General features: G+C 64.7%; 18 protein-coding genes and 1 tRNA gene. 7 read left to right on the top strand and 12 right to left on the bottom strand.

The window, feature by feature from the left end:
* Position 1: 1 nt before the first annotated feature.
* The 5 genes from UC32_RS03175 to UC32_RS03155 all read right to left on the bottom strand — a co-directional run bounded on the left by UC32_RS03175 (position 2) and on the right by UC32_RS03155 (position 6456).
* Complete coding sequence (locus UC32_RS03175) at positions 2-1093, bottom strand: ABC transporter permease (protein ID WP_045729750.1); 1092 nt, start codon at positions 1091-1093, stop codon at positions 2-4.
* A gap of 123 nt (positions 1094-1216) precedes the next feature.
* On the bottom strand, positions 1217-2848 hold the full coding sequence (locus UC32_RS03170) for an ABC transporter substrate-binding protein (RefSeq protein WP_045729749.1): 1632 nt from the start codon (positions 2846-2848) through the stop codon (positions 1217-1219).
* 268 nt (positions 2849-3116) lie between these two features.
* The gene (mnmA, locus tag UC32_RS03165; protein WP_152642534.1) at positions 3117-4253 is read right to left on the bottom strand and encodes a tRNA 2-thiouridine(34) synthase MnmA; all 1137 of its coding nucleotides are present in this window, start codon (positions 4251-4253) and stop codon (positions 3117-3119) included.
* 142 nt (positions 4254-4395) lie between these two features.
* The gene (locus UC32_RS03160; protein ID WP_045729748.1) at positions 4396-5619 is read right to left on the bottom strand and encodes a cysteine desulfurase family protein; all 1224 of its coding nucleotides are present in this window, start codon (positions 5617-5619) and stop codon (positions 4396-4398) included.
* A 135-nt stretch (positions 5620-5754) separates the two neighbouring features.
* Positions 5755-6456 carry a hypothetical protein gene (locus tag UC32_RS03155; RefSeq protein WP_045729747.1) on the bottom strand — a complete coding sequence of 234 codons (702 nt, stop codon included), beginning with the start codon at positions 6454-6456 and terminating at the stop codon, positions 5755-5757.
* A gap of 200 nt (positions 6457-6656) precedes the next feature.
* On the opposite strand from UC32_RS03155, the gene UC32_RS03150 reads away from it, so the two are divergent.
* From UC32_RS03150 to UC32_RS03135, 4 genes are all read left to right on the top strand, one after another.
* On the top strand, positions 6657-7601 hold the full coding sequence (locus tag UC32_RS03150; RefSeq protein WP_045729746.1) for a J domain-containing protein: 945 nt from the start codon (positions 6657-6659) through the stop codon (positions 7599-7601).
* A 22-nt stretch (positions 7602-7623) separates the two neighbouring features.
* Positions 7624-8091, top strand: coding sequence for a tRNA (cytidine(34)-2'-O)-methyltransferase (locus tag UC32_RS03145; protein WP_045729745.1), 468 nt, complete (start codon positions 7624-7626; stop codon positions 8089-8091).
* A 222-nt stretch (positions 8092-8313) separates the two neighbouring features.
* A complete protein-coding gene (locus UC32_RS03140) occupies positions 8314-8922 on the top strand; it encodes a sigma-70 family RNA polymerase sigma factor (RefSeq protein ID WP_045729744.1) in 609 nt (202 codons plus the stop codon).
* Position 8923: 1 nt separating this feature from the next.
* Positions 8924-9760 carry an anti-sigma factor gene (locus UC32_RS03135; RefSeq protein WP_045729743.1) on the top strand — a complete coding sequence of 279 codons (837 nt, stop codon included), beginning with the start codon at positions 8924-8926 and terminating at the stop codon, positions 9758-9760.
* Between the two features lie 63 nt (positions 9761-9823).
* Here UC32_RS03135 and UC32_RS03130 read toward each other — a convergent pair whose 3' ends face one another.
* The 4 genes from UC32_RS03130 to UC32_RS03115 all read right to left on the bottom strand — a co-directional run bounded on the left by UC32_RS03130 (position 9824) and on the right by UC32_RS03115 (position 14306).
* Entirely contained in the window at positions 9824-10603 is a 780-nt protein-coding gene (locus UC32_RS03130) for a PIG-L deacetylase family protein (RefSeq protein ID WP_045729742.1), read from the bottom strand.
* A 3-nt stretch (positions 10604-10606) separates the two neighbouring features.
* Positions 10607-11557 carry an electron transfer flavoprotein subunit alpha/FixB family protein gene (locus UC32_RS03125; RefSeq protein WP_045729741.1) on the bottom strand — a complete coding sequence of 317 codons (951 nt, stop codon included), beginning with the start codon at positions 11555-11557 and terminating at the stop codon, positions 10607-10609.
* Positions 11558-11570: 13 nt separating this feature from the next.
* On the bottom strand, positions 11571-12362 hold the full coding sequence (locus UC32_RS03120) for an electron transfer flavoprotein subunit beta/FixA family protein (RefSeq protein WP_045729740.1): 792 nt from the start codon (positions 12360-12362) through the stop codon (positions 11571-11573).
* A 273-nt stretch (positions 12363-12635) separates the two neighbouring features.
* Entirely contained in the window at positions 12636-14306 is a 1671-nt protein-coding gene (locus tag UC32_RS03115) for a S1C family serine protease (RefSeq protein WP_045729739.1), read from the bottom strand.
* Between the two features lie 311 nt (positions 14307-14617).
* On the opposite strand from UC32_RS03115, the gene UC32_RS03110 reads away from it, so the two are divergent.
* From UC32_RS03110 to UC32_RS03100, 3 genes are all read left to right on the top strand, one after another.
* A complete protein-coding gene (locus tag UC32_RS03110) occupies positions 14618-16675 on the top strand; it encodes a TPM domain-containing protein (protein ID WP_045729738.1) in 2058 nt (685 codons plus the stop codon).
* 106 nt (positions 16676-16781) lie between these two features.
* Positions 16782-17573: a PspA/IM30 family protein gene (locus UC32_RS03105; protein ID WP_045729737.1), complete on the top strand. Its 792-nt coding sequence runs from the start codon at positions 16782-16784 to the stop codon at positions 17571-17573.
* 87 nt (positions 17574-17660) lie between these two features.
* Complete coding sequence (locus UC32_RS03100; RefSeq protein ID WP_045729736.1) at positions 17661-19088, top strand: cryptochrome/photolyase family protein; 1428 nt, start codon at positions 17661-17663, stop codon at positions 19086-19088.
* A gap of 31 nt (positions 19089-19119) precedes the next feature.
* On the opposite strand, the gene UC32_RS03095 is transcribed toward UC32_RS03100, so the two are convergent.
* The 3 genes from UC32_RS03095 to UC32_RS03085 all read right to left on the bottom strand — a co-directional run bounded on the left by UC32_RS03095 (position 19120) and on the right by UC32_RS03085 (position 23395).
* Positions 19120-20052, bottom strand: coding sequence for a cytochrome b/b6 domain-containing protein (locus UC32_RS03095; protein ID WP_045729735.1), 933 nt, complete (start codon positions 20050-20052; stop codon positions 19120-19122).
* A 141-nt stretch (positions 20053-20193) separates the two neighbouring features.
* Positions 20194-20267, bottom strand: a tRNA-Met gene (locus tag UC32_RS03090).
* A 170-nt stretch (positions 20268-20437) separates the two neighbouring features.
* A complete protein-coding gene (locus UC32_RS03085) occupies positions 20438-23395 on the bottom strand; it encodes a UPF0182 family membrane protein (protein ID WP_200896298.1) in 2958 nt (985 codons plus the stop codon).
* Positions 23396-23518 lie beyond the last annotated feature (123 nt).

The raw sequence follows: 23518 nt of genomic DNA, 5'->3' as shown, positions 1-23518 counted from the left end.
GTCAGTACCTCACCCGCGGGTCGATCAGCGCGGCGACAACGTCCACGATGAAGTTGGTGGTGGCGACGATGACTGCCAGGAGCACCACAATGCCCTGGACTGCAACGTAGTCACGGGCCGTGAGATACGTTGCCAGCTGGAATCCGAGCCCCTTCCATTCGAACGTCTTCTCAGTCAGGACTGCACCACCGAGCATCACGGCGATCTGCAATCCCATCACGGTAATGATCGGAATCAGTGCCGGCTTGTACGCGTGCTTGGTCACCAGCCTGAACTCGCTGACCCCGCGCGAACGGCCCGCTTCGACATAGTCCTTGCCGAGTGTGCCAATGACGTTGGTTCGCACGAGGCGGAGGAAAATTCCTGCCGTCAGCAGGCCCAGGGCGACGGCCGGAAGCACAGCGTGGGCCATGACGTCGCCCAGGGCTGCCATGTTTCCGCTGCGCAATGCGTCAAGCCAATAGATTCCCGTGGGAGCCTGGAGCGATGTCAGGGCCAGCTCGGTTGATGTCTTCGCCCGTCCAGCCACCGGCAACCAGCCCAGCCAGACGGAGAACGTCAGCTTCAGCAGCAGTCCGGCAAAGAATACGGGCGTGGCGTAGCAGAGAATTGCGAAAATGCGCAGGACGGCATCCGGAACGTGGTCCCTGCGGTGTGCCGCCAGCATGCCCAGTGGAATGCCGACGAGAAGTGCCACGATCAGCGCGTTGATGCTCAGTTCCAGGGTGGCGGACCCGTAGGTGCCGAGCATTTCGGTCACTTTCCGGTTATCGGACAGCGTGGTCCCGAAGTTGCCGGTCACCAGCTGGCCCAGGTATTCGAAGTACTGCACCAGGATCGGCCGGTCGTACCCGGCGGCGGTGATCCGCTGCTGCAGTTGGTCGGGCGGCAGCCTGCCGCCCATTGCGGCGGTGATGGGGTCTCCTGTGATCCGCATGAGGAAGAACACCATGGTGACCAGGATGAGGATAGTGGGGAAAATCAGGAGGAAACGGATCAGGATGTACTGGCCAAGTCCCCCGCCGGACGACTTCTTCTTGGCCGGCAACAGGCCGTCGGAATCTTCCGGCGGCGCTTCAATCAATGTGGTCATCGGATTACCTAAAAAGCTAAAGCCCGCGCCATTGCTCCCCCACAGGATTGGCTGGGGGCGGCCAACAGGGCGGGATGCTGGTGCACCCCGCCTCATTGCCCGCCGTGGGCAGAATTGGCCGGACTACTTGGAGATAACACCCAGGCGGGTCTTGAACGAAGCGTCCAGGGTGGTATCCACGCCCTTGACGTCGGCACCGGCCACCAGGACCTGGGCACCCTGGAGCAAGGGCAGGGTGGAAAGATCCTTGGCAACGGCGTCCTGGGTTTCGCCCAGGATCTTGACGCGCTCGTCCTTGTCCACCGTGGTCAGCTGCTTCTGGATCAGGGCGGCAACGTCTGCGTTGTCGTAGTGGTTCTTCAGGAAGTTCCCCGGAACGAAGAACGGGGTGAGGTAGTTATCGGGATCGGAGTAATCGGGGAACCAGCCCAGCTGGTACACCGGGTAGGCGTCGGCGGTCCGGTCCTTTGAGTAGGTGACCCATTCGGTGGACTGCAGGTTCACGGTGAACAGGCCGGACTTTTCCAGCTGTTCCTTGATCATGGCGTATTCGTCACCTGAGGAGCTGCCGTAGTGGTCCGGGTTGTACTGGAGCTTGATGGTGACCGGGCCGCTGATTCCGGCGTCGGCGAAGACCTTCTTGGCTTTGTCCAGGCTCGGCTTGCCGCCATCTCCGTAGAGGTCTTTCAGCGGCTGCTTTGCGCCGAGGAATCCTTCCGGGACCACGGAGTATGCAGGCAGGTACGTCCCCTTGTAGACCTGGTCGGCGATGGCGTCACGGTCCACGATGTTGGCCATGGCCTGGCGCACGGCCAGGGCCTTTGCGGGGTCCGCCTCGGGGGTCTTCGCACCGAACGGCATGGTGTCGAAGTTGAAGACGATGTACCGCAGCTCGCCGCCCGGACCCTTGTGGACCTTGACCTTGGAATCCTTCTCCAAGTCAGCCACGTCCGTGGCGGTCAGCGACCGGCCGGCGACATCGATGTTGCCCTGCTGGATATCCAGCTTGAGGTTGTTCGCATCGGCGTAGTACTTGATGTTGGCGCCGTCGTTGGCGGGCTTGCCGAGCAGTCCCTGGTAGTCAGGGTTGACGCTCAGGCTGATGAGCTCGTTCTTCTTGTAGCTGTCGATGCTGTAGGGGCCAGCGAAAGGCTTGGCCTTGACGATGTCGTCGTCACCCATGACCTTGTCCGCCGGGAAGACTTCCTCGTCGATGATGGGTCCCGAGTTTGAGGCCAGGACGCCCGGGAAGACCTGGTCGTTTGCGGCCTTGAGCTTGAACACGACGGTGGTGTCGTCGGTCGCCTCAACGGATTCCAGGTTGCTCAGCAGCGACGCCGGGCCGTTGGGGTCCGCGATCTTCACCACGCGGTCGATGGAGAACTTCACATCAGACGAAGTGAGCGCATGGCCGTTGGCGAACTTCAGGCCGGATTTCAGCTTGACCGTGTACTCGGTAGGGGCGGTGAAGGACGCTGATTCAGCGATGTCGGGCGAAGCGTCCGCACTTCCGGGCTTGGCGTTCAGCAGGAAGGGGTAGACCTGGTTCATCACCAGGAAGGAACCGGCGTCATAGGAACCTGCGGGGTCGAGCGTGACCACTTTGTCAGTCGTCCCGAGGGTAATCGTGCTGCCTCCGCTGCCGTTCGTGGAGGTTCCGCCTCCGCCCGACGGGCCCGTGCAGGCCGTCAGTGCGAGTGCGGAGATGCCTGCCAGCGCGATGGCGCTGTGCAGTGCTTTGTTGCTCTTGGTCATCTCTGAACTTTCTGTCCGATGAGTACCTGCGCGCCGGCCACGAAAAGGCGCATGAGCCCGGGCAGCGGCGCGCAGTGCTGATGGGTAGATTCAATCAGAGAGTCAGCACCCAGGAGCGCCAATCCTGTGAGTTGAGACACAAAATTTACCTAGGGCAACAGATGTTTTCTTCGCACTGCCGGTCAAGGGGAGGCACGGCAAAGACGCCACCCGGACTGCGCCGGGCGGCGTCGTGGGGGCGGGCAGCTGCCCGGCCTGGGGAAATGTCCTAGAGCGCTGCGCGCTGAAGCGAACGGGCGGCGTCGATGGTGGCCTGGCCAAGCACCCGGCTGCCCTGGTACAGGACAACCGTCTGTCCGGGAGCCACGCCACGCAGCGGGTCGGTCAGCGTGACCACAAGCCGGGCCGGGGCGTCCGCGGTGCCGGGATCAGCGTACATCCGGGCACGCGCCGGCACGGGGTCCCCATGGGCCCTGACCTGCGCATAGCAGTCGAATTCCGCGCCGGTTTCCACTTCCTCGATGGGCATTCCGGCCCAGGAGACTTTGATGCCCTGGATTTCGTCGATGGCCAGCAGCGCTTCAGGGCCGACGACCACTTTGTTTTCCTTGGGCCGGATCTCCAGCACGAAACGGGGCTTGCCGTCGGCGGCCGGTCGTCCAAGCTTCAAGCCGCGGCGCTGGCCCACCGTGAAGGCGTTGGCCCCGGGGTGCTCGCCAACCTTGGCACCGGTTTCGTCCACGATGTCCCCGGTGGACATGTCGATCTTTTCGGCAAGCCATCCGGCAGTGTCGCCGTCGGGGATGAAGCAGATGTCGTGGCTGTCGGGTTTGTTGGCCACCGACAAACCCCGGCGTTCAGCTTCCGCCCGGACCTCGGCCTTGGACGGCGTGTCTGCAAGGGGGAACATGGAGTGCTTGAGCTGCTCGTGGGTCAGGACGCCCAGCACATAGCTCTGGTCCTTGGCCCAGTCCGCGGCACGGTGGAGCTCGCGGTTCCCCTGGGAGTCTTCGATGACCTTGGCGTAGTGGCCGGTGCAGACCGCGTCGAAGCCCAGGGCGATGGCCTTTTCGAGAAGCGCCGCAAACTTGATCCGTTCGTTGCAGCGCATGCAGGGGTTGGGCGTTCGGCCCGCGGCGTATTCGTCGATGAAGTCCTGGACCACATCTTCCTTGAAGCGTTCCGAGAAATCCCACACGTAATAGGGAATGCCGAGTACGTCGCAAGCACGCCATGCGTCCCGCGAGTCTTCAATGGTGCAGCAGCCCCGGCTGCCGGTCCGGAGTGTGCCAGGCATCCGGGACAGCGCCAGGTGGACGCCGACGACGTCGTGGCCCGCCTCGACGGCGCGGGCGGCTGCAACGGCGGAATCAACGCCGCCGCTCATGGCTGCTAGAACTCGCATGCTGGCTTTCTGGTGGGAGGTATTCGGCTCTTGGCCCTGGACGGACCGCCGGCTCGTGCCGGAAAACGATCCTCGCCTATCTATTCTACGGCCGGCGGCAAATCGACTCCCGTGTCCGCACGCGGACGGTAAAGGCGGCAGGTCAGCGCATGCCTCGGCGGGCCACCGTTGCGGCCGTCTGGATGGAGGATTCATGCCCGGCCATCCCAGCCTGCCGCGCACGGGCACAGGCATCCGGGAGAGCTGCCAGCAGTGCCTCCACGTCCGCTTCCGTGGACGCGTGCCCAAGGGTAAAGCGCTGCGCACCACGCGCGGTTTCCTCATCAAGCCCCATGGCCAGGAGTACGTGGGAGGGGCGCGGCACCCCGGCGGTGCAAGCAGAGCCGGTTGAGGACTCCACCCCGGCCAGGTCCAGGAGGAACAACAGCGAATCGCCTTCACACCCGGGGAAGGTGAAGTGGGCATTGCCGGGCAGCCGGCCATCGCCGGGCGCACCGCGAAGGACCGCTTCGGGCACCCGTTCCCGGACGCCGTCGATCAATCGGTCCCGAAGGGCGGCGATCCTGCTGGATTCCGAGGCCAGTGCCGATGTGGCCCCCTGGGCAGCAGCGGCAAAAGCGGCGATGGACGCGGTATCCAGGGTTCCCGAGCGGACATCGCGCTCCTGGCCCCCTCCGTGCTGGACCGGGGTCAGCTTGACTGCCCGGCCCAAGAGCAGCGCACCCACGCCCACCGGCCCGCCGATCTTGTGGGCCGATACGGACATGGCGTCCAGTCCAGAGGCCTTGAAGTCCACCTCCAGCGAGCCAAAGGCCTGGACGGCATCCGAATGGACGGGAACGCCAGCCGCGTGGGCCATCTCGACAATCCGCGAAACGGGCTGGATGGTCCCCACCTCATTGTTGGCCCACATCACGGTGACCAGGGCAATGGATCCGGGGTCACGCGCAAGCTCTGCGCCAAGGACGTCCAAGTCCACGACGCCGTTGCTGTCTACCGGCAGCCACGTAACGTCGGCGTGTTCGTGCCGCTCCAGCCATTCCACGGTGTCCAGCACTGCGTGGTGTTCGACGGCGGAACAGAGGATTCTCCGCCGCGCGGAATCCTCTGCCCCCCGGGACCAGAACAGGCCTTTGACGGCGAGGTTGTCGGCCTCAGTGCCGCCGGAGGTGAAGATGACTTCGGAGGGGTGTGCGCCCGCTGCGGCGGCCACCATTTCCCGGGCATCCTCGACAGTGCGGCGCGCCCGCCGCCCTGAGCCGTGCAGCGACGACGGGTTTCCGGTACGGGCCAACTCGCGCGTTAGGGTGGCCAGCGCTTCGGCGGAAAGTGGGGTGGTGGCGGCGTGGTCGAGATAGGCGGACACGCTGCAAGTCTATCCCCCGGGGGAGTCGCCGCTCCCGGCTGTTGTGTACCCACAGGTGTATCCGCATTGATGCTGGAGCAACAGGGCACAGCAGAACTGAGCGTCCCGGCAGCAGGACGCAGCGCCACGAACCAGCTAGTTGGATGGCGGCAGGACCGGCAGGAACTTCGCGACGTCGCCACGTGCCGACCCCAAGGACGCGGCATCAGGGCAGGACACACTGACGTAGACCGAAGAACCTGCTGTAGCAAAGAGCCGGGCCAGGATTGCCGTGGCCCGGCCGCCTTGCGGAACGGCAGGCTCCAGCGCCAGCACCTCGACAGTACGGGCGGGCGCGTCAGGATCGCCGCCCCACCGCAACTTCTCCGTCTTCAGGTACTCCGGCAGGATGGTGGGATCCAGGTACTTGAAGAGTGCCACGGTGGATTCACGGTCGTCGCCCTTGGCCAACGCCGACTGGTTACCCCTGACTTTCGCCGCCACCAGGCAGCCGTCTGCCTTAAGGTATTGGCTTTCACCGGCGACGTTGTCCTTGACCTGCTTCCACCCCGGGGCTTCTTTCAGGCCGTCCGCCAGCCCTACCGGAACACCGCGCGCCAGGATGCCACCGGCGCTGAAGGGAAGGTCCTGCGCAGCCACGGCTGCAGCATCATGGCCAGGAGTGATGGTAGGAGTGGCAAGCGTCGACGGGCTCTGCACAGGTTCGGGAACGGAGGGATCGCGGACATCCACGCTGCACCCGACCAGCAAGGTGCCGACCACTGCGGCTCCGACGGCGAGCGCCTTCAACGTCACCCGCCGGTGCCCTACGCGCACAGCCTTGTCCGCCGTCGGCATCTCCATCTCCACCCCAGTCAGTTCCCGGACGGCCGCTTCGGCCGTGCCCCAACGAGTCTAAACTCCCGGCCGCCGGGAACCGGAGCCGCCCGGACAGACGTTGAGAGAACAGGGTCCGTGGCCGTCTCTTGGGGAAGGTCGCTGGCTAGACTGGGCAGGCCCGATTCCCCGGGCCGGCGCATGGAGAAAAGGATGAGTGTTTGACTGAGGGCAACAGTTCCCACTACCAGGTCCTCAAAGTGGCCGTCACCGCCACCGACAAGGAAATCAAGCTGGCCTACCGCCGCGCTGCCCGATCGGCCCATCCGGACCAGGGCGGCGATGCCGCAACCTTCCGGCAGGTGACGGCTGCTTACGAAACGCTTATCGATCCCCTGCGCCGCAAGGCGTACGACCGGTCCTACGCGGCAGGCTCCTTCCAGGACGGTTCAGCTGACAGTGGTCCGCACTTCGACGCTCCGCCTGCCGGCAGCCGGGCCTCCGCTACTGTCCACCGCCAGCCCGGGACGCGCAACACGGCCGGAGACCCGCCCGTTTATGTGCCGCCCTACGACGACGGCAGCATGGTTCCGCTGGTTCCACTCGCCCAAGCCAGCCAGCAGGTCCACGGCATGCCGCGCAAACGGGGCATCTTCGGCGCCGAGGCGAGGATCCAGCGCGAGATGCGAACGGTGCAGCTCCTCACCCGCCAGGTTCTACCGGCCATCCCGGCCGCCAGGCTCATCAACGGCCTCCTGTCCCCCGCGGACAACAGCCACATCGATCACGCGGTCCTCTCCGGCTACCGGCTTGCGCTGGTAGGGTCCATGCTGCTTCCCAAGGGCGCCTACGCGTGGGACGGCAGGACGCTGAACCACGGAGGGCGTGCCATCGCACCGCCACAACTTGGGCAGGTGGTGCGCGCCATGCAGGATATCTTCCCCGAACTGAATGTGACGGGATGGACCGTGGTGCACAGCCCTGGCGGAAATCTGCATGAACCGGTGATTGACCAGCACCGGCGTTCAGCGGGAGAGCTCGAACCTGTCAGGATCGTCAACGCCGCGGGGCTGACCCGCGGACTCAAGGAGTTCCTGTCCTCCGGCCCGGCCCCCAACACCGTGAATGTTCCAGTACTTGCCCGCCTCCTGCGCGGGATGCACTGACTGAGGTAGCTAGGATGGGGTGGTGTTCCGCATCCTCTTTCACGAACCCGAGATTCCCGGCAATACCGGCAACGCCATCCGGCTCGCAGCCATCACCGGTGCGGAACTGCACCTCGTGGAACCCCTGGGCTTCGACTTTTCCGACGCGAAGCTCCGGCGGGCGGGCCTGGATTACCATGACCTCGCCGTCGTCACCGTGCATCCCACCCTTGAGGACGCGTGGCGCCACCTGCAGCCGGAACGCGTCTACGCCTTCACTTCCGATGGCACCGCCAGCTACACGGACATCGCCTACCAACCCGGCGACGTGCTGATGTTTGGCCGCGAATCAGACGGCCTTCCCGCCGGAGTGAAGACGGACCCGCACGTCACGGCCACAGTCCGGCTACCCATGCTGCCCGCCCTGCGCTCCCTCAACCTGGCCAACGCTGCATCGATCGCTGTCTACGAGGCGTGGCGGCAGCACGGCTTTGCCGGCGCCAAAATCTAACCAGGCATCGCCCCCTCCGCGACGACCCGAAGCCGGGCGTCTGCAGGAAATCCGCCGGGCGGCCCATCCGCCGGCTCCGCAGCCCCGAATCACAGCTGGGAATAGTCGGCACGCGTGGTGGAGGAGGAGCAGGTGACACTTCTGGAGGCAGGGTCCAGACCCGCTCGGCATGCCACTGGCATTGCTAAAGATTCTCCGCCAGGAGACTTATGCTTAGAAGCAATGGAGACTCCCAAGGCGCCAAACACCGAGGCTGTGGCAGCAGTAACAGATCCCCCGGCTGACTCCAGCCATCAACTGGCAGTCCTGTTGGAGGGGATAGCGCGCGGCGACCAGGCAGCGTTCGCCGAGTTCTACCGGCTGACGTCACGCAGGGTGTTCGGAATGGCGCGCCGGGTGCTGATCGACCCCGAACTCAGCGAAGACACCACCCAGGAAGTCTTCCTGCAGGTGTGGCAGAACGCTGCAAAGTTCGACTCCTCGGCGGGAAGCCCGCTCTCCTGGCTGATGACGATTTCCCATCGGCGGGCCGTGGACCGGGTGAGATCGGCACAATCCTCCAGCGACCGCGAAGCGAAGTACGGAGCAAGCTCGCAGGAGATAGAGCATGACAGCGTTTCCGATGAGGTCAGCAGCAGGCTGGAAGCCGAAACTGTGGTGCGTTGCCTAGAGACACTGACCGAAACGCAGCAGGAGTCAGTGCGCCTGGCCTACTACGGCGGCCTTACCTACCGGGAAGTCGCTGAACGGCTGAACGCTGCAGTACCAACCATTAAATCCCGAATCCGCGACGGGCTGATCCGATTGAAGACCTGTTTGGGGGTGAGCTGAGATGACAGATATGAACCATGGACACTACGGCCGCCCGGGATCGTTCGGCGATACGGTCGCCGCGGATCTCGCATCGGGCAGGGCCGTCGATCTGGCCGAGCTTTATGCCCTGGACGCCGTGACGGACCAGGAGCGGCGCGCCATTGATGAGTACGTCTCCTCCGCACCGGAGCCCGAGCGGCAGGCCTTCCTCGACAGGGTCCGCCAGGCACGGGAAACGCTGGCTGCCACCTTCCGATTCGAGGAAGAGCCCCCGGCAGACCTCTTTGAACGGATCGTCGCCCAGCTTCCGGCGCACCCATTGGCCTCCGTAGCCGCACCGGCAGCAGTTTCCGTCGAGGCCGATGGCGACGAACTCGCCCAGGCGCGCCAGCGACGGGAAGAGCGTCGCCGGACTTCGGGAACGCGCCGATGGCTCGCTGGCGTCGCTGCCGCAGCGGCAATAGCCCTGGGCGGAGTTGGGTTGGGAGCCTACTTCGCGGACCAGAACGATCCCGTCAACCAGGTAGTCAGGGCCTCGGATCTTCGCGAGGCTTCTGTGGACGTTACCGGCGGCGGTACGGCGACACTGTTCATCTCGCCCTCGGAAAACGCCGCAGTGGTGAGGATGAACGGCGTTCCGGCGCCCCCGGCGGGCAAGGTCTACCAGATGTGGCTCATTCCCAAGGACGGATCGGCGCCCGTCTCCCAGGGCTTGATGGACAAGGAAGCACTCTCCAAGCCGGCTGTGGTTGAAGGCATCTCGTCAGCCTCAACCCTCGGAATCACCGTGGAGCCTGCAGGCGGTTCCCGTACCCCCACCCTGCCCACTGTCGCAGCCGCTCCGCTCGGAGCGTAGCCGGACCTGGAACGCACGAAACACCCCGTCTCCCGAAGGAGGCGGGGTGTTCTGCGTTGGCGGCTAGAAGCCGGCGATAGTCCCTGGGCCGTTCACGGCCACTACATGGAACGCCTCTGCACTCTTCCCGGCCGGCAGCCCGGCCCGCTGGGCGTTGACGCTCATGCCCTGCCGGACGGCTGCCTCCATGGCGGCCACATCGGGGTGCTGGCTCACGTGCACGTGAATGGCTCGAAGTTTCGCGTCCACATGGCCGGTCACGTCCACCACGTGGTTTTCGCGCTCTTCCGGGCCCGCGTAGAGCCACAGCCACGGCAGCTTATAGGCTTCGAGGCCCGCCTCACCCAGTTCCGGGTAAGCGAAGGGGTTCTCAACCGCCGGATAGACGGCGCGTGTCACAGCCTCGCCCACCGCCAAATGGTCGGGATGGCTTTTCTGGATGCGCCCCCAGTTACGCTCGGGATGCATGGAAAGCACGACGTCGGGACGGATTTCGCGGATAAGCCGCACCACTCCCCGCATCACCTCGTGCGTCGGTTCAAGGTAGCCGTCGCGCTGGTGGAGGTAATGGATGTCGGAGACGCCCACGAGTTCGGCGGCCCTTCGCTGCTCGGCGTCACGCATGGCGATGATGTCTGCCCGGTGTGCCGGGTCGAATCCCCCGGCGTCGCCGTCAGTCATGATGCAGTAGCTCACCTGCACCCCTGCCGCCGTCCAGGCAGCGATAGTCCCGGCAGCCCCGAAGTCGATGTCATCCGGATGGGCCGCAAAACAGAGCACCCGCTCCACCCGGTGGATTTCCGGGTTGAACGGGCTCTGGTCCTGCTGAATCAGTGCAGCCAAGGTTCAGCCTTTACGCTTCCTGATCTCCGCCGCTGCCTGGGGCAGCACCTCGAACACATCGCCGATGATTCCAAAGTCTGCGATTTCGAAGACCGGAGACTCGGCGTCCTTGTTGACTGCGACGATGACCTTGGAAGTCTGCATCCCGGCTTTCTGCTGGATGGCGCCCGAGATGCCCGCGGAGATGTAAAGCTGCGGCGACACGGTCTTGCCGGTCTGCCCCACCTGGGCGTCGTGGCTGATCCAGCCGGCGTCCGTAGCCGCACGCGATGCACCTACGGCAGCGCCCAGTGCGTCTGCCAATTCCTCGACGGGGCCGAAGTCACCGTCCATGCCGCGCCCGCCTGCCACCACCACGCGTGCGTCCGTCAGGTCGGGGCGCCCGCTCGCCGCTTTCTGCTCGCGGGCAGTGATGCGGGCAGCGGGAACGGTTCCGGCCGAAACCTCCACGGTCACGGTTTCCGGTGCCGAGGCCGCTGCCGCCGGCTCCGGTACCACGTTGTTGGCCTTGATGGTCAGGACAGATACTGGGGTCTTGGCTTTGCACGCGGTGGTGTAGGACCCCGCCAGGACTGACTTGTGGGCTGTTCCGTCGGCATCCACGGACACCACGTCGGTGATGACGCCGGCGTTGAGCCGGATGGCCAGCCGTGCGGCAATCTCTTTGCCTTCCGGCGAATTGTCCAGCAGGACGACGCCGGCTCCGGTGTTTTCGGCGGCGGCAGCCAAGAAAGCCGCCTTGGGGGCAACCAGGAAGTCGTTCAGGTCCTGGGCAGAGGGCCGCAGCACGGCTGCGGCGCCGTATTCGGCAAGGGACGCGGCAACGGCGTCGGTGAGCTCACCGTTGACGGCGACGGCGGGTTCCCCCAGCGAACGTGCCAGGGTCAGCAGCTCAAGGCTGCTCTTCTTCAGGGCTGCGCCCGGGTTGTCAATGAAAACGAGTACTTTTGCCATGTCTGTGATCCTCTTAGAGCAGCTTCTGGGCGGCCAGGAAGTCCACCAGCTTGATGCCGGCGTCGCCTTCGTCGGTGATGATGGTGCCGGCGGTGCGTGGCGGCCGTTCTTCGGCGCTGGTCACCGTGGTCCAGGATCCAGCGAAGCCAACCTGGTCGGGGGAAACTCCGATGTCCGCGAGGGACAGCGTGGCAATGCTCTTGCGCTTTGCAGCGATGATTCCCTTGAAGTTGGGGTACCTGGGCTCGTTGATCTGGTCCGTCACGGACACGACTGCGGGCAGCGGTGCTTCGACGGTTTCCGAGGAAGTATCCGCGTCGCGGCGGGCAGTCAGGCTGCCACCGGCGACCTCCAGCGAAGAAGCGAAGGTGACCTGCGGCAGGCCAAGCCGCTCGGCCAGCTGTGCCGGCACAAGGGACGTCTCTCCGTCAGTGGATGCCATGCCGGTGATGACCAGGTCCACCTGGCCGAGGTGCCGGATGGCTGCCGCGAGCGCGAGCGAGGTTGCCGCCGCATCAGAGCCCGCCAGGGCGTCGTCGGTGAGGTGGACGCCTTCAGTGGCACCCATCTGCAGTGATTTCTTGACGGCGTTGACTGCGCCGGAGGGTCCCATGCTCAAAGCGATGACCTGGTTGCCGGCCTTGCTGCCGCCCCGAGCCTCGGCGAGCTGCAGCGCAGCTTCGAGCGCGTACTCATCCAGCTCGGACAGGATGCTTTCATCGCGGTCCGTGGTGTTGCCCTCCCCGTTGAGGTGGCGGTCGAACTGGGCGTCCGGTACATGCTTGACCAGGACGACAATCTTCAAAGTATCTTCCACTGTAGTGACAGCAGCCTTCCATGCTTGTGGACAGCCAGCCGGGTGAGGTCATGGCCGCGGAATGCCCGGCATGCGGGTAGGTCTAGCTAACCATATTGCGACCGCCATGTGACGCCCGGTTAACCCCTGTGTCCGTGCGTTTCCCTGCGCGGGCGCCCGTATCCGGAAACCCGGCGGCCCGGCGACTCAGGAACGACGGCGGCGCCGCCCCCGAAGGTGCGGCGCCGCCGTCGTTATTGCCGGTTCACTGGCGTAGTGGCCCTAGCTGGCCGCGGTGCCCAGCTTGACGTCGAACGTCTGTTCCTTGCCGCTGCGCAGGACCGTGATCTTCACCGACGACCCTGCCGGCTGTTCGCGGACAGCTGCCGTCAGCTGGTTGGGCTCACCGATGGCGAGGTCGTTGAACTTGGTAATAACGTCACCCACCTTGATCCCCGCGTTGGCCGCGGGCGAATTGGCTTCTACGGTGGCAACGTCGGCGCCGACGGAGAACTCAGAGGATGCTCCGGAGGTCGTCTTTGCCTTGACACTGACCCCAAGCTGCCCGTGTGACGCCTTTCCGTTATCGATGATCTCCTGGGCCACGCGCTTGGCGTTGTTGATGGGGATGCTGAAGCCAACACCAATGTTGCCGCTGGAGGAGGATGAGGTGCCCGAGCCAGCGGAGGCGATGGCAACGTTCACGCCGATGATCTCGCCCTTGCTGTTGACCAATGCACCGCCGGAGTTGCCCGGGTTGATGGCCGCGTCAGTCTGGATCACGTTGATGGCGATGGATCCCTGGCTTGAATTCTGCTGGCTCTGGCCGCCGCCGGGAGGCGCGAACTGGAAGCCCTCGTCTCCGCCCTGGCTGTTGTCGCCGCCTTCAGGCGCCGCCGACGAAGCCACGCTGATGGTGCGGTTAAGGGTTGAGACGATGCCGTCCGTGACGGTGCCGGTGAGTCCCAGCGGGGAGCCGATGGCGATGGCGGTGTCGCCCACATTGAGCTTGGAGGAATCGCCAAGCGTGGCTGGCGTGAGGCCGGATGTGTCATCGACCTTGATCACTGCAAGGTCAGACAAAGGATCGGTGCCCACCAGCTTGGCGGGAACCACTTTGCCGCCGCTGGTGCGGATCTCCAGGCTCGCGTTGGCGGATTGGCCGTCCAGGGTCACCACGTGGGTGTTGGTGAGGATGTGCCCCTGGTCGTCAAGCACGATGCCTGAGCCGGTTCCGCCCGAGCTTCCGCTGGTGGCGCTGATGGTGACCACGCTCGGCGACGCCTTCACGGCTGCCGCGGTGATCTCATTGACGCTGTCCTGGTTGTTGACGATCACGGTGCCCGGCTGGCTGTTGCTGCTGGCGGTCGTGGAGGTTCCCGTGCTGCCGAACAGCTCGCCGGAGCCCACCGTGGCCACGCCCCCGCCGACGAGGCCGGCCGCGAGGATGCTGGCCACCAGCGTCCCGACGCCGAACGTCGCCTTCCGCCGTGGAGCATCCTTGGCGTTGGGGGCAAGTCCAACGCCGCCTCCGGGTGCCCCGTGGGCAGTTCCGGCAGCCGGTTGGCCGTAGTGGTGCGCGTTCCCGTTGTGCTGGTTGTGCTGGTGCTGCGGGTTCTGCCCGTAATACGCCGACTGGCCGTAAAAAGGCTGGCGCTGCGGGTACTCGGGCTGCTGGCCTCGCGGAATTTCCCGCGTGGGGTTGTCCGTGGGTTGGCGGTCAAACTGTTCCGTGGGGTACTGGCGCCCTCGGTCCGCTCCCCCGCTGTTCGCATGGGTAGGCGCATTGCCATCCGGGCCTTGGCTCCCCGCTGTCTCAGGGGGCGTAGCAGCACCGTCCGCATGCCGAGCGTCCGTGGGGCCGTCTCCGGGCATCGTGGGCTGCTGCCAGGGATTACGGCTGGTGGACCGGCCGTCCTCGGGGCCGTGTCCGGAACTTTGGTTCTCAGTCATGGGACTTCCTTTCATCCTCGTCTGCATTAACTATGTACCCCGTCGCTGGAACAAGTTCGGATGTTTGCTGGGAGCTTGCTGAACGCGGCTGGGCGCCTGGTCATTGGCCGTGGCTTCCCCTGTGAGCGGCCCCGCCCCCGACGTTTCGCTGGTGGCATATTCACCTCGATGGACGGCCTGTGGGGTGCACCATAGAATCAAGATGAAATGCCACAGCGACCTGCGGCTTCACACCAAGCGTGGGGGCGCTGCTGGATTTCGTGACGACTGATTCGTCCGGAATCGGTGTCAGGCGTGCTGAAGGGTTGCACATGCGGTCAAAGTTCAAACGTATTCTCGCCGTCGTTGGCCTTACCGGCCTGCTGGCGGTTCCCGCCGGCGCGGCTTGGGCCGAAGATCCGGTTTCCATCCCCTCGGGAAAGAACATCGTTGACAACGCGAAGGTTCTTGGCAGCCGCGAGGGCGAAGTCCAGAAGGCCATCCAGGACTTGCTTAAGGACCACAAATACAACCTCTACGTTGTCACGGTCGACACATTCACCAGCCCGACCGATCCCGTTCAGTGGACGCAAAAGGTGGCAGAGCTGAAAGGCATGGGCCGCGCCGACGCAGTTCTGGCGATGGCAGTGGATGACGGAAAGTTCAACTTCGTCACCAACTCTTCGAGTCCCATACGGTCTAAGCAAGCCAACATCAGCCAAAACGCGGTCACCGCGAACCTGGCCGGCGGTAAGAAGGACTACGCCCAGGCAGCCATCGACACGGCAGCGGCCATCGGAGATGCTGCCGGCGGAGGAAGCGGGAATGTGTCCTCCGGGAACGGCGCTGGTGCGGCCGTGCTGGTGGGAACCGGCGTGGTAGCCGCCGGAGGTGCCGGCGCCTACCTGTACTCCCGCAACCGGCGCAAGAAAGCCGCCGGCCAGGCCTCGAGCGCCAGCTACGGCCCCCAGGGTGGCCAGGTGGATCCGCTGGCTTCCCTCAGCGTCGAGGAACTGCGCCGCAAGAGCGGTTCGCTGCTGATCGAGGCAGACGACGCCATCAAGTCGAGCGAGCAGGAACTCATGTTCGCCCAAGCACAGTACGGCGACTCCGCCGTGGGCAACTTCACGAAGGCCCTTGAAGAGTCCAAGGCCCACATGACCGAATCCTTCAAGCTCCAGCAGCAGCTCGACGACCACATCCCGGACACCGAGGAGCAGCAGCGGACCTGGCTCGGAGAGATCATCCGGCGCTCGGAGGCCGCGCTGTCATCCCTGCAGGAGCAGAAAGCCGACTTCGATTCCCTGCGCGAACTCGAAAAGAATGCTCCCCAGGCCTTGGCAGCCGTGAACGCCGGAGCACGCGACGCCGACGCAAAAATTGCCAACGCCGAAGAATCGCTCACCACACTGCGTGCCAAGTACGCCGACAGTGCCCTGGCCCAGGTGTCCGACAACATTCTCCAGGCCAAGGAACGCCTCGCCTTCGTCAAGAACGCCAGCACCGCCGCGCAGCAGAAACTGGACGAAGGAGAAGCAAGCCTCGCCGCCGTGGCCGTGCGCGCGGCCGAGGAAAGCCTGCACCAGACGAACGTCCTGATGGATGCCATCTCCAAGCTGTCGTCCAGCCTGGACGAGGCCCGGAATGGACTTGAGGCCGCGGTGGTGGACACTTCCCAGGACCTGGCCCAGGCCAGGGCGATGATCCAGTCCGGTGCCCACCCCGAGCTTGCCGGCCCGGTAGCAGGCGTCGAGGCTGCACTGGCCCAGGTCAAAGCCGAAATCCAGGGCGGCAAGATCGACCCCATCGCCACGCTGCAGCGGGTTGAGACCGCCCATCAGACCCTTGACCAGTCGTTGACCGGAATCCGCGACCAGCAGGAACAGGCGCGCCGGGCGCAGGCCTCGCTGCAGCAGACGATCATGTCCGCCCAGGCGCAGATCAGTGCCACCTCGGACTACATCACGGCCCGCCGCGGCGGCGTCGGCACTGAGGCGCGCACCCGTTTGGCGGAATCCCAGCGGAACCTGGACTATGCGCTCTCCATTGCGCGGACCGATCCGGTGACGGCCCTCACTTACGCGCAGCAGGCACACGCCCTCGCGGCGCAGGCAGCCCAGCTGGCGCAGGCGGATGTGGACCACTTTGATGGCTACGCCAACCAGGGCTACGGCCGGGGCGGCATGTTCGGCGGCGGCGGAGGCGGCGGCCTGGGTGGCGCCATCCTGGGCGGCATCCTGATCAACTCCATCCTCAACGGCGGCGGCGGTGGCGGTTGGGGCGGCGGCCACGGCGACGGCGGTGGCGGTTTCGGCGGAGACTCCGGCGGATTCGGTGGCGGCGACTTTGGCGGAGGAGACTTCGGCGGCGGGGACTCGGGAAGCTTCTGATCCCACAAACTAGGCGCCCGCCGGAGTGCCGGCAGGCGGATAGGCGCAGTACACCACTGTTCACTGGCAGCAGTGGCCACAACAGAGCAGGACGAAAGGTAACACCATGGTTAAGCAGTCCATTTTCGGCCGCATCGCTCAGCTGGCGAAGGCAAACATCAACTCCTTGCTGGACAATGCTGAGGATCCGCAGAAGATGCTGGACCAGATGGTCCGGGACTACACCAACAACATCGCCGAGGCTGAGTCAGCCGTGGCACAGACCATCGGCAACCTCCGCATGCTCGAAGACGACTACAACGAGGATGTCCGCAATGCCCGCGACTGGGGCAACAAGGCCCTGGCTGCCTCCCGCAAGGCCGATGAGTTCCGTAGCAACGGCGATGTGACGGACGCCGAGAAGTTCGACAACCTGGCCAAAGTGGCACTGCAGCGCCAGATGGCCGCCGAGAGCGAGGCCAAGGGCGCTGAGCCCAGCATCGCCTCGCAGCGCGAAGTGGTGGACAAGCTCAAAAACGGCCTCGACCAGATGAAGGGCAAGCTCAACCAGCTCACCAGCAAGCGCAACGAACTGGTGGCACGGTCCAAGACCGCAGCCGCGCAGTCCCAGGTCCACGATGCCATCAAGAGCATCGACATCATGGATCCCACCAGCGAGGTGGGCCGCTTCGAAGAGAAGATCCGCCGCGAAGAGGCAAAGGTCCGTGGCCAGCAGGAACTCGCTGCCTCAAGCCTCGATGCACAGTTCAACCAGCTGGAAGACCTTGGTGAGCAGGTGGAGATCGAGGCCCGCCTGGCCGCCCTGAAATCCGGCGGCAACAGCACCCAGGCCATCGGCTCGGGCAATTCGGCCGCTTCCGCGTCCACCGTTGATGAGGCCGATTTCGACAAGCTCTGAGCCTGCGAAGGCAGGTAATCGACATCGCTGAGGGCCGGGACGGAAAGTCCCGGCCCTTTGCCGTTCCCCGGTGTGTAGCGTGGTGGCATGGCTTCCACAGATCTGACGTCACTTGTATGGCTGCGTGACGACCTTCGCCTTGACGATAACCCTGCGCTGTCCGAGGCTGCGCACCTCGGTGCACCGATGACCGTGGTCTATGTCCTGGACGAGGAGTCGCCCGGCGTGCGGGCGCTCGGAGGGGCCACCCGTTGGTGGCTCCACCACTCCCTGGCGGCCCTCGGCGCCGACCTGGAAGCCAAGGGTTCCCGGTTGGTCCTGCGCCGCGGCAAGGCCGCCGATGTCATCAGTTCATTGGCCAAGCAGACGCATGCGGGCCACCTCTTCTGGAACCGCCGCTATGGCGGGCCGGAACGCGACATCGACGCCGGCCTGAAGGAATGGGCCGCGGACAACGGCATCGAAGCCTCCAGTTTCCAGGCCAACCTGCTCTTCGAGCCCTGGACGATCAAAACCGGTGCCGGCGGCCCGTACAAGGTCTACTCACCATTCTGGCGCGCCTGCCTGGCAGCCGGCGACATCCGGGATCCTCTCGACGTTCCGAAAGACCTTCCCGAACCCGCTTCATCCGGCCGCGGCCTCCCGGCCAGCGACTCCCTGGGCAGTTGGAAGCTGCTGCCAACCTCACCCGACTGGAGCGGAGGGCTGGCGGATACATGGGTGCCCGGCGAGAAGGGCGCGTTGGATCGCCTCACGGACTTCCTGGACGGCCCCATTGAGGACTACGGGACCGGAAGGAACATCCCGGGCACCGAAGGGACAAGCCGGCTGTCTCCCTACCTCCGGTTCGGCGAAGTCAGTCCGTTCCGCGTGTGGCGGGAGATCCGCCGCCGCCATCCGCGGAAGGTTCCTGCCGACGTCGGCATCTTCCGCTCCGAACTCGGCTGGCGGGAGTTCAACTGGCACCTGCTTTACCACAATCCGGATCTGGCCACCCGCAGCTTCCGGCCGGACTTTGAGAAGTTCGAGTGGGAATCGCTGAGCCGGAAGGAACTGGCCGCGTGGCAGCAGGGCCGGACTGGCTACCCGCTGGTTGATGCCGGCATGCGCCAGCTCTGGCAGACCGGGTGGATGCACAACCGCGTCCGGATGGCAGCGGCATCCTTCCTGGTCAAGAATCTGCTGACCGACTGGAGGGTGGGCGAACAATGGTTCTGGGACACCCTGGTGGACGCCGACGCCGCGAACAATCCCGCCAACTGGCAATGGGTGGCCGGCTCCGGCGCGGACGCCTCCCCCTACTACCGCATCTTTAATCCGGTGACCCAAAGCAAGAAGTTCGACGCCGCCGGCGATTACCTGCGCCGGTTCATCCCGGAGATCGCCGGCCTTGAGGGCAAGGCGATCCACGAGCCCTGGACGGCGGAGTTGGACGGCTACCCTCAGCCCCTGGTGGAGCTCCCCGAGTCGCGGGAGCGGGCACTGGACGCCTACCAGAAGCTCAAGGACTCCTGACTACCCGTAGGGGCCGGCGGAGTCAGCAGGGTCAGCGGCTGACCTTGCCCATCAGTGACGCGATGGGGCGCAGGAAAAGCGGGCGGGCGAGGAACCAGGCGCCAACCATGACGGCAACGGAAGCGGCGAAGACCCAGAAACCGAACCAGCCGTCGTCGTCACGCACACCGTACATGTGGTTGAGGTTCCGGAGCGCCCCCGTGGCGAAGACCAGGAACACGTGCACCACCACGAAGGCCACGAAGTAGATCATTACCGGGAAGTGCACTGCACGGGCCCACTCGATGGGGTACGCCTTGTTCAGGCCGGCAGCCTTCTTGGGCCATGCACCGGACATGCGCAGCCCGGTGATGAAGGCCAGGGGTGCGGCAATGAACACGGTTATGAAGTACGTGAGCAGCTGGAGCGCGTTGTAGTTGACCCAGCCGTTCTCGGTGGGCCAGTTCAGCGAAGCGTACTGGAGGGCGGCCGAAAGGGCATTCGGGAAGACATCCCAGCTGGTGGGGACAATCCGCATCCACTGGCCCGTGGCAAACAGGAGGACAGCGAACACCAGGCCGTTGAGGATCCACAGGGCATCCAGGGTGAGGTGGAACCACAGCTCAAGGCTGATCTTCGTTGGCGCATTCCGGGTCCGGATCAGGCCCTTGTTGTTGCGGGTCCAGTGGGCGCTGGGACGGGTTGTGGTGCGCACCTGCCAGCCCGTACGGATAATCAGCAGCAGGAAGAAGGCATTGAGGAAGTGCTGCCACGCCAGCCACGCCGGGAAGCCCTCCGGTGCCGAGTCCGGCAGCTCCGAATGGCCCGGGTAGTCAGCCACGAAGGAAGCCACGGCGGGAAGGCCCACAAGCCATCGGGCGGCCAGGACCACCACAACCAGCGCCACGAGGACGGCCGGGACGCCCCAGTAGAGTCGGGACCGCTTACCCGTGGCGGTGCCGGGCTTCTTCGTGGGTGTGGACATCGAACTACATTCCTCTCGAGAATGACTGGCCAGGTGCTCGCGGCACGCAAGCCCTGCGAACGAGAATACTAGGAACTACCCTCATCCACGGAAAAAAGAAGACCCCGTCCGGCTGGTGTGCCGAACGGGGTCTTTCCATAGTTGCGGGGACAGGATTTGAACCTGTGACCTCTGGGTTATGAGCCCAGCGAGCTACCGAACTGCTCCACCCCGCGTCGCAAGAACTACTCTACCGGGAGGTGAACCCCAGGCCAAATCCAGAGAGCGTGACGTCCGTTACGCAAGCGGCACCCGCTTCCCGGAGGAAGCGGGTGCCGCGTTACGTCGTCGTACTTTCGTACAGGTCCCGTGCGCCCGGAGGTGCCGCAGGACGCCGCGCCTGTGCTTAGTTACTGGGCGACGGCGACGGCGTTGCCGTGGGTGACGGGCTGGCTTCCGGTGTGGTGCCGGGAATCTTGGCCTCGGCGTCCACGGCCTTCTTCAGCGCCGCGGTGATCCGCTTCTGCGCCTCACCATAAGCGGCGAAGTCACCGGTTGACAGAGCCGACTGGCCGGCCTGGATGGCAGCATTTGCTTCGTCCAGGGCCGCCTTCAGCTCGGCTTTGGCGTCCGCTCCCGGTTCCGACGGGTTAGCGGGCCCGGCGGGCGTCTGCCCGTTATTGTCCGAGTCGCCCGCTGCTGCGCCGGAATTACCACCGAAGAGCTGCTTGAGTGCTTCATCCAAGGTGGGGGCGAAGCCCACCTTGTCACCAAACGCCACCAGCACGCGCTGCAGGGTGGGGTAGGACGTCTCACCGGTCGACTTCAGGTAGACCGGCTGCACGTACAGGATGCCGCCGCCCACGGGCAGCGTCAGCAGGTTGCCGTTCAGCACGTCCGAGGCACCCTGGCGCAACAGGTTCAGCGCCTGGGACACCGTGGGATCGGAGTTGAACTTGTTCTGCGCCTGGCCCGGGCCGGGGACCTGGGTTTCCGGCGGGATATTGAGCAGGCGCAGCTTACCGTAGCCCTCACCCTTGACCCCCGCCTGGTTGCCGGCGTCGGAGTCCGCGGCCAGGAAGCCGTACAGGACGTTGCGGGCGTTGTTATTGACGATCTGCGGAATGAAGGATGACGTGAGCTGGAACGCCGGCTTGTCCTGGTCCGGCATCTGCAGTGACATGTAGAACGGCGGCTGCTTCACGTCAGTGTCCACGGTGGGATCGGCCGGGACGCTCCAGGCATCGTTGTTCTTGTAGAAGCTGCGCGGATCCGTCACGTGGTACTGGCCCAGCAGTTCACGTTGGACCTTGAACAGATCCTCGGGGTAGCGGACGTGGCTCATCACCGCTCCGGACATCTCCGAATACGGCTTCAGCGACGTTGGGAACACTTTGCTCCAGGCCTTCAGCACGGGATCCTGGTCATCCCAGGCATAGAGCGTGACGGAGCCGTCATAGGCGTCCACGGTTGCCTTAACGGAGTTCCGGATGTAGTTCACGGTACTGTTCGGCAGGGCCACAGCGCGGCCGGAGGTGGTCTGCGTGTCTGCAGTGGCCTCGGACAGTTGCTTCTGCTGCGAATAGGGGTAGTACTGGCTGGTGGTGTAACCGTCCACGATCCACTTCACGCGCCCATCAACCACCGCCGGGTAGGCATTGCCGTCCACGGTGAGGTAAGGCGCAACTTTCTGGATGCGTTCACGGGGGTTTCGGTCGTACAGGACCTGTGACTCGGAGTTCACGCCGTCCGAAAGCAGCAGGTCCGAGGACTGGAACTTGATGGCGTACAGGACCTTGTTGAAGAACGAGCCCACGTTCGGGCCGCCGTTGCCGGTGAACGTGTACTGGGTTTCGCCTTCCCCTTCACGGCCGGACGGACGGTCCTGCTCACGTGGCGCGGTGCCTTCCGGAGCACCGACGATCGAGTACTCGGGCGAGGATTCACCGAAGTAGATGCGTGGCTGGTAAGAGGTGTCGTTACCCAGGACGCCATTGGACGGGATGCCTGACTGCAGGAACTCCGGCTTGCCGTCAACGGTGAACTTGTTGCCCTTGGCTGCCACCACGCCGTAGCCGTGCGTGTACACCACGTGCTGGTTCAACCAGCCCTGCTGGTTGGCTGCCACGTTGGTGGGGTTCAGTTCCCGGACAGCGATCACGGTGTCCTGAATCTTGCCGTCCACCTCGTACCGGTCAACATTGAGGGCCTCGGGGAACTGGTAGTACGGACGGTACTGTTCCAGCTGCGCGAAGGCATCCGAGATCAGGTTGGGGTCCAGCAGGCGGATGTTTGCGGTGGTCTGCGCGTCCGGGGCCAGGGCACCTGAAGTCGCGGTGTTGGTGGCGTCGTAGCGGGTCTCCTGGATTCCATCGAGCCCGTAAGCGCTGCGGGTGTTGTCGATGTTCCGCTGGATGTAGTCCTTTTCCAGTGTTTCTTCCGAGGGACGGACCTGGAACTGCTGGATCACCCAGGGGTAAACTCCACCGGCCAGGATGGACGTGATGATCAGCATCGCCGTTCCAATGACTGGCAGGCGCCAGCGGCCAATGACGGCTGCCACGATGAACAGCGCAGCGACAAGCACGGCAGCGACGGCGAGGATGGCCTTCGTGGGGATGACGGCGTTGACGTCCGTGTAGAGGGCACCGGCCCAGCGGCCGCTGTTGCTCTGGACCGAGGAATAGCGGTCAAGCCAGAAGTTGACGCCCAGCAGGATCAGGAACGCGGCACCGGTGACGGCAATATGGATCTGGGCGGCACGGGCGGTGTAGACGCCGCGCTCCATAAGCCGGATGCTGCCGTAGAGGTAGTGGGTCAGGATGCCGGCGATACCGGCAATGACAACCACGCTGATCAGGAAGCCCGTGACGAATCCGAGGAAGGGCAGGACCATCACATAGAAGCTGATGTCCATGTTGAACTGGGGGTCCTGCTTGTTGAAGCCCACCTGGTTGAAGAAGAGCAATACCTTCTGCCACTGGCTCGCGGCTGCACTTCCGGCGAAAAGTCCGAACAGGATGGGCAGGCCAATCATGACCACCCGCCGTACCGGTTCCAGCTGAGCCTGGTAGCGGTTGAGGTTGTCCCGGATGTCGGAATCCGGGGCGTAGACCGGCCGGGAGCGGTAGGCAATGCGGATGGCGAAGAAAACGCCCGCAAACATCACGGCGAACCCGGCAGCGAAGATGGCGATCTTGGAAAGGTTCTCGGTGATGAAGACTTCGATGAACCCCAGCTGCCGGTACCAAAGGACATCGGTCCAGACGTTGGCGAAGAAGATGAAGCCCACCACGACGAGGGCAACAACGATCAGGGTGGGCGTCAGCGCGCCGCGTCGGGAAGGGGGTCTGCCGGTGGACATGGTGCTGGCGGGACGGGACAAACTGGGTACCTCATAGCTGGTCGTCAGATTTTTCGAAGCGTGCGTGCGAGTGACGTACTCCCCCGGCCTGCAGCTGGAATTGTCCGTCACCTTTTGCCACGA

Origin of the sequence: Pseudarthrobacter chlorophenolicus, assembly GCF_000962805.1 — a bacterium.
Lineage (GTDB): Bacteria > Actinomycetota > Actinomycetes > Actinomycetales > Micrococcaceae > Arthrobacter > Arthrobacter chlorophenolicus_A.
The sequence above is the reverse complement of the archived record's forward strand: the minus strand, read 5'-3'. Positions and strand labels throughout refer to the sequence as shown.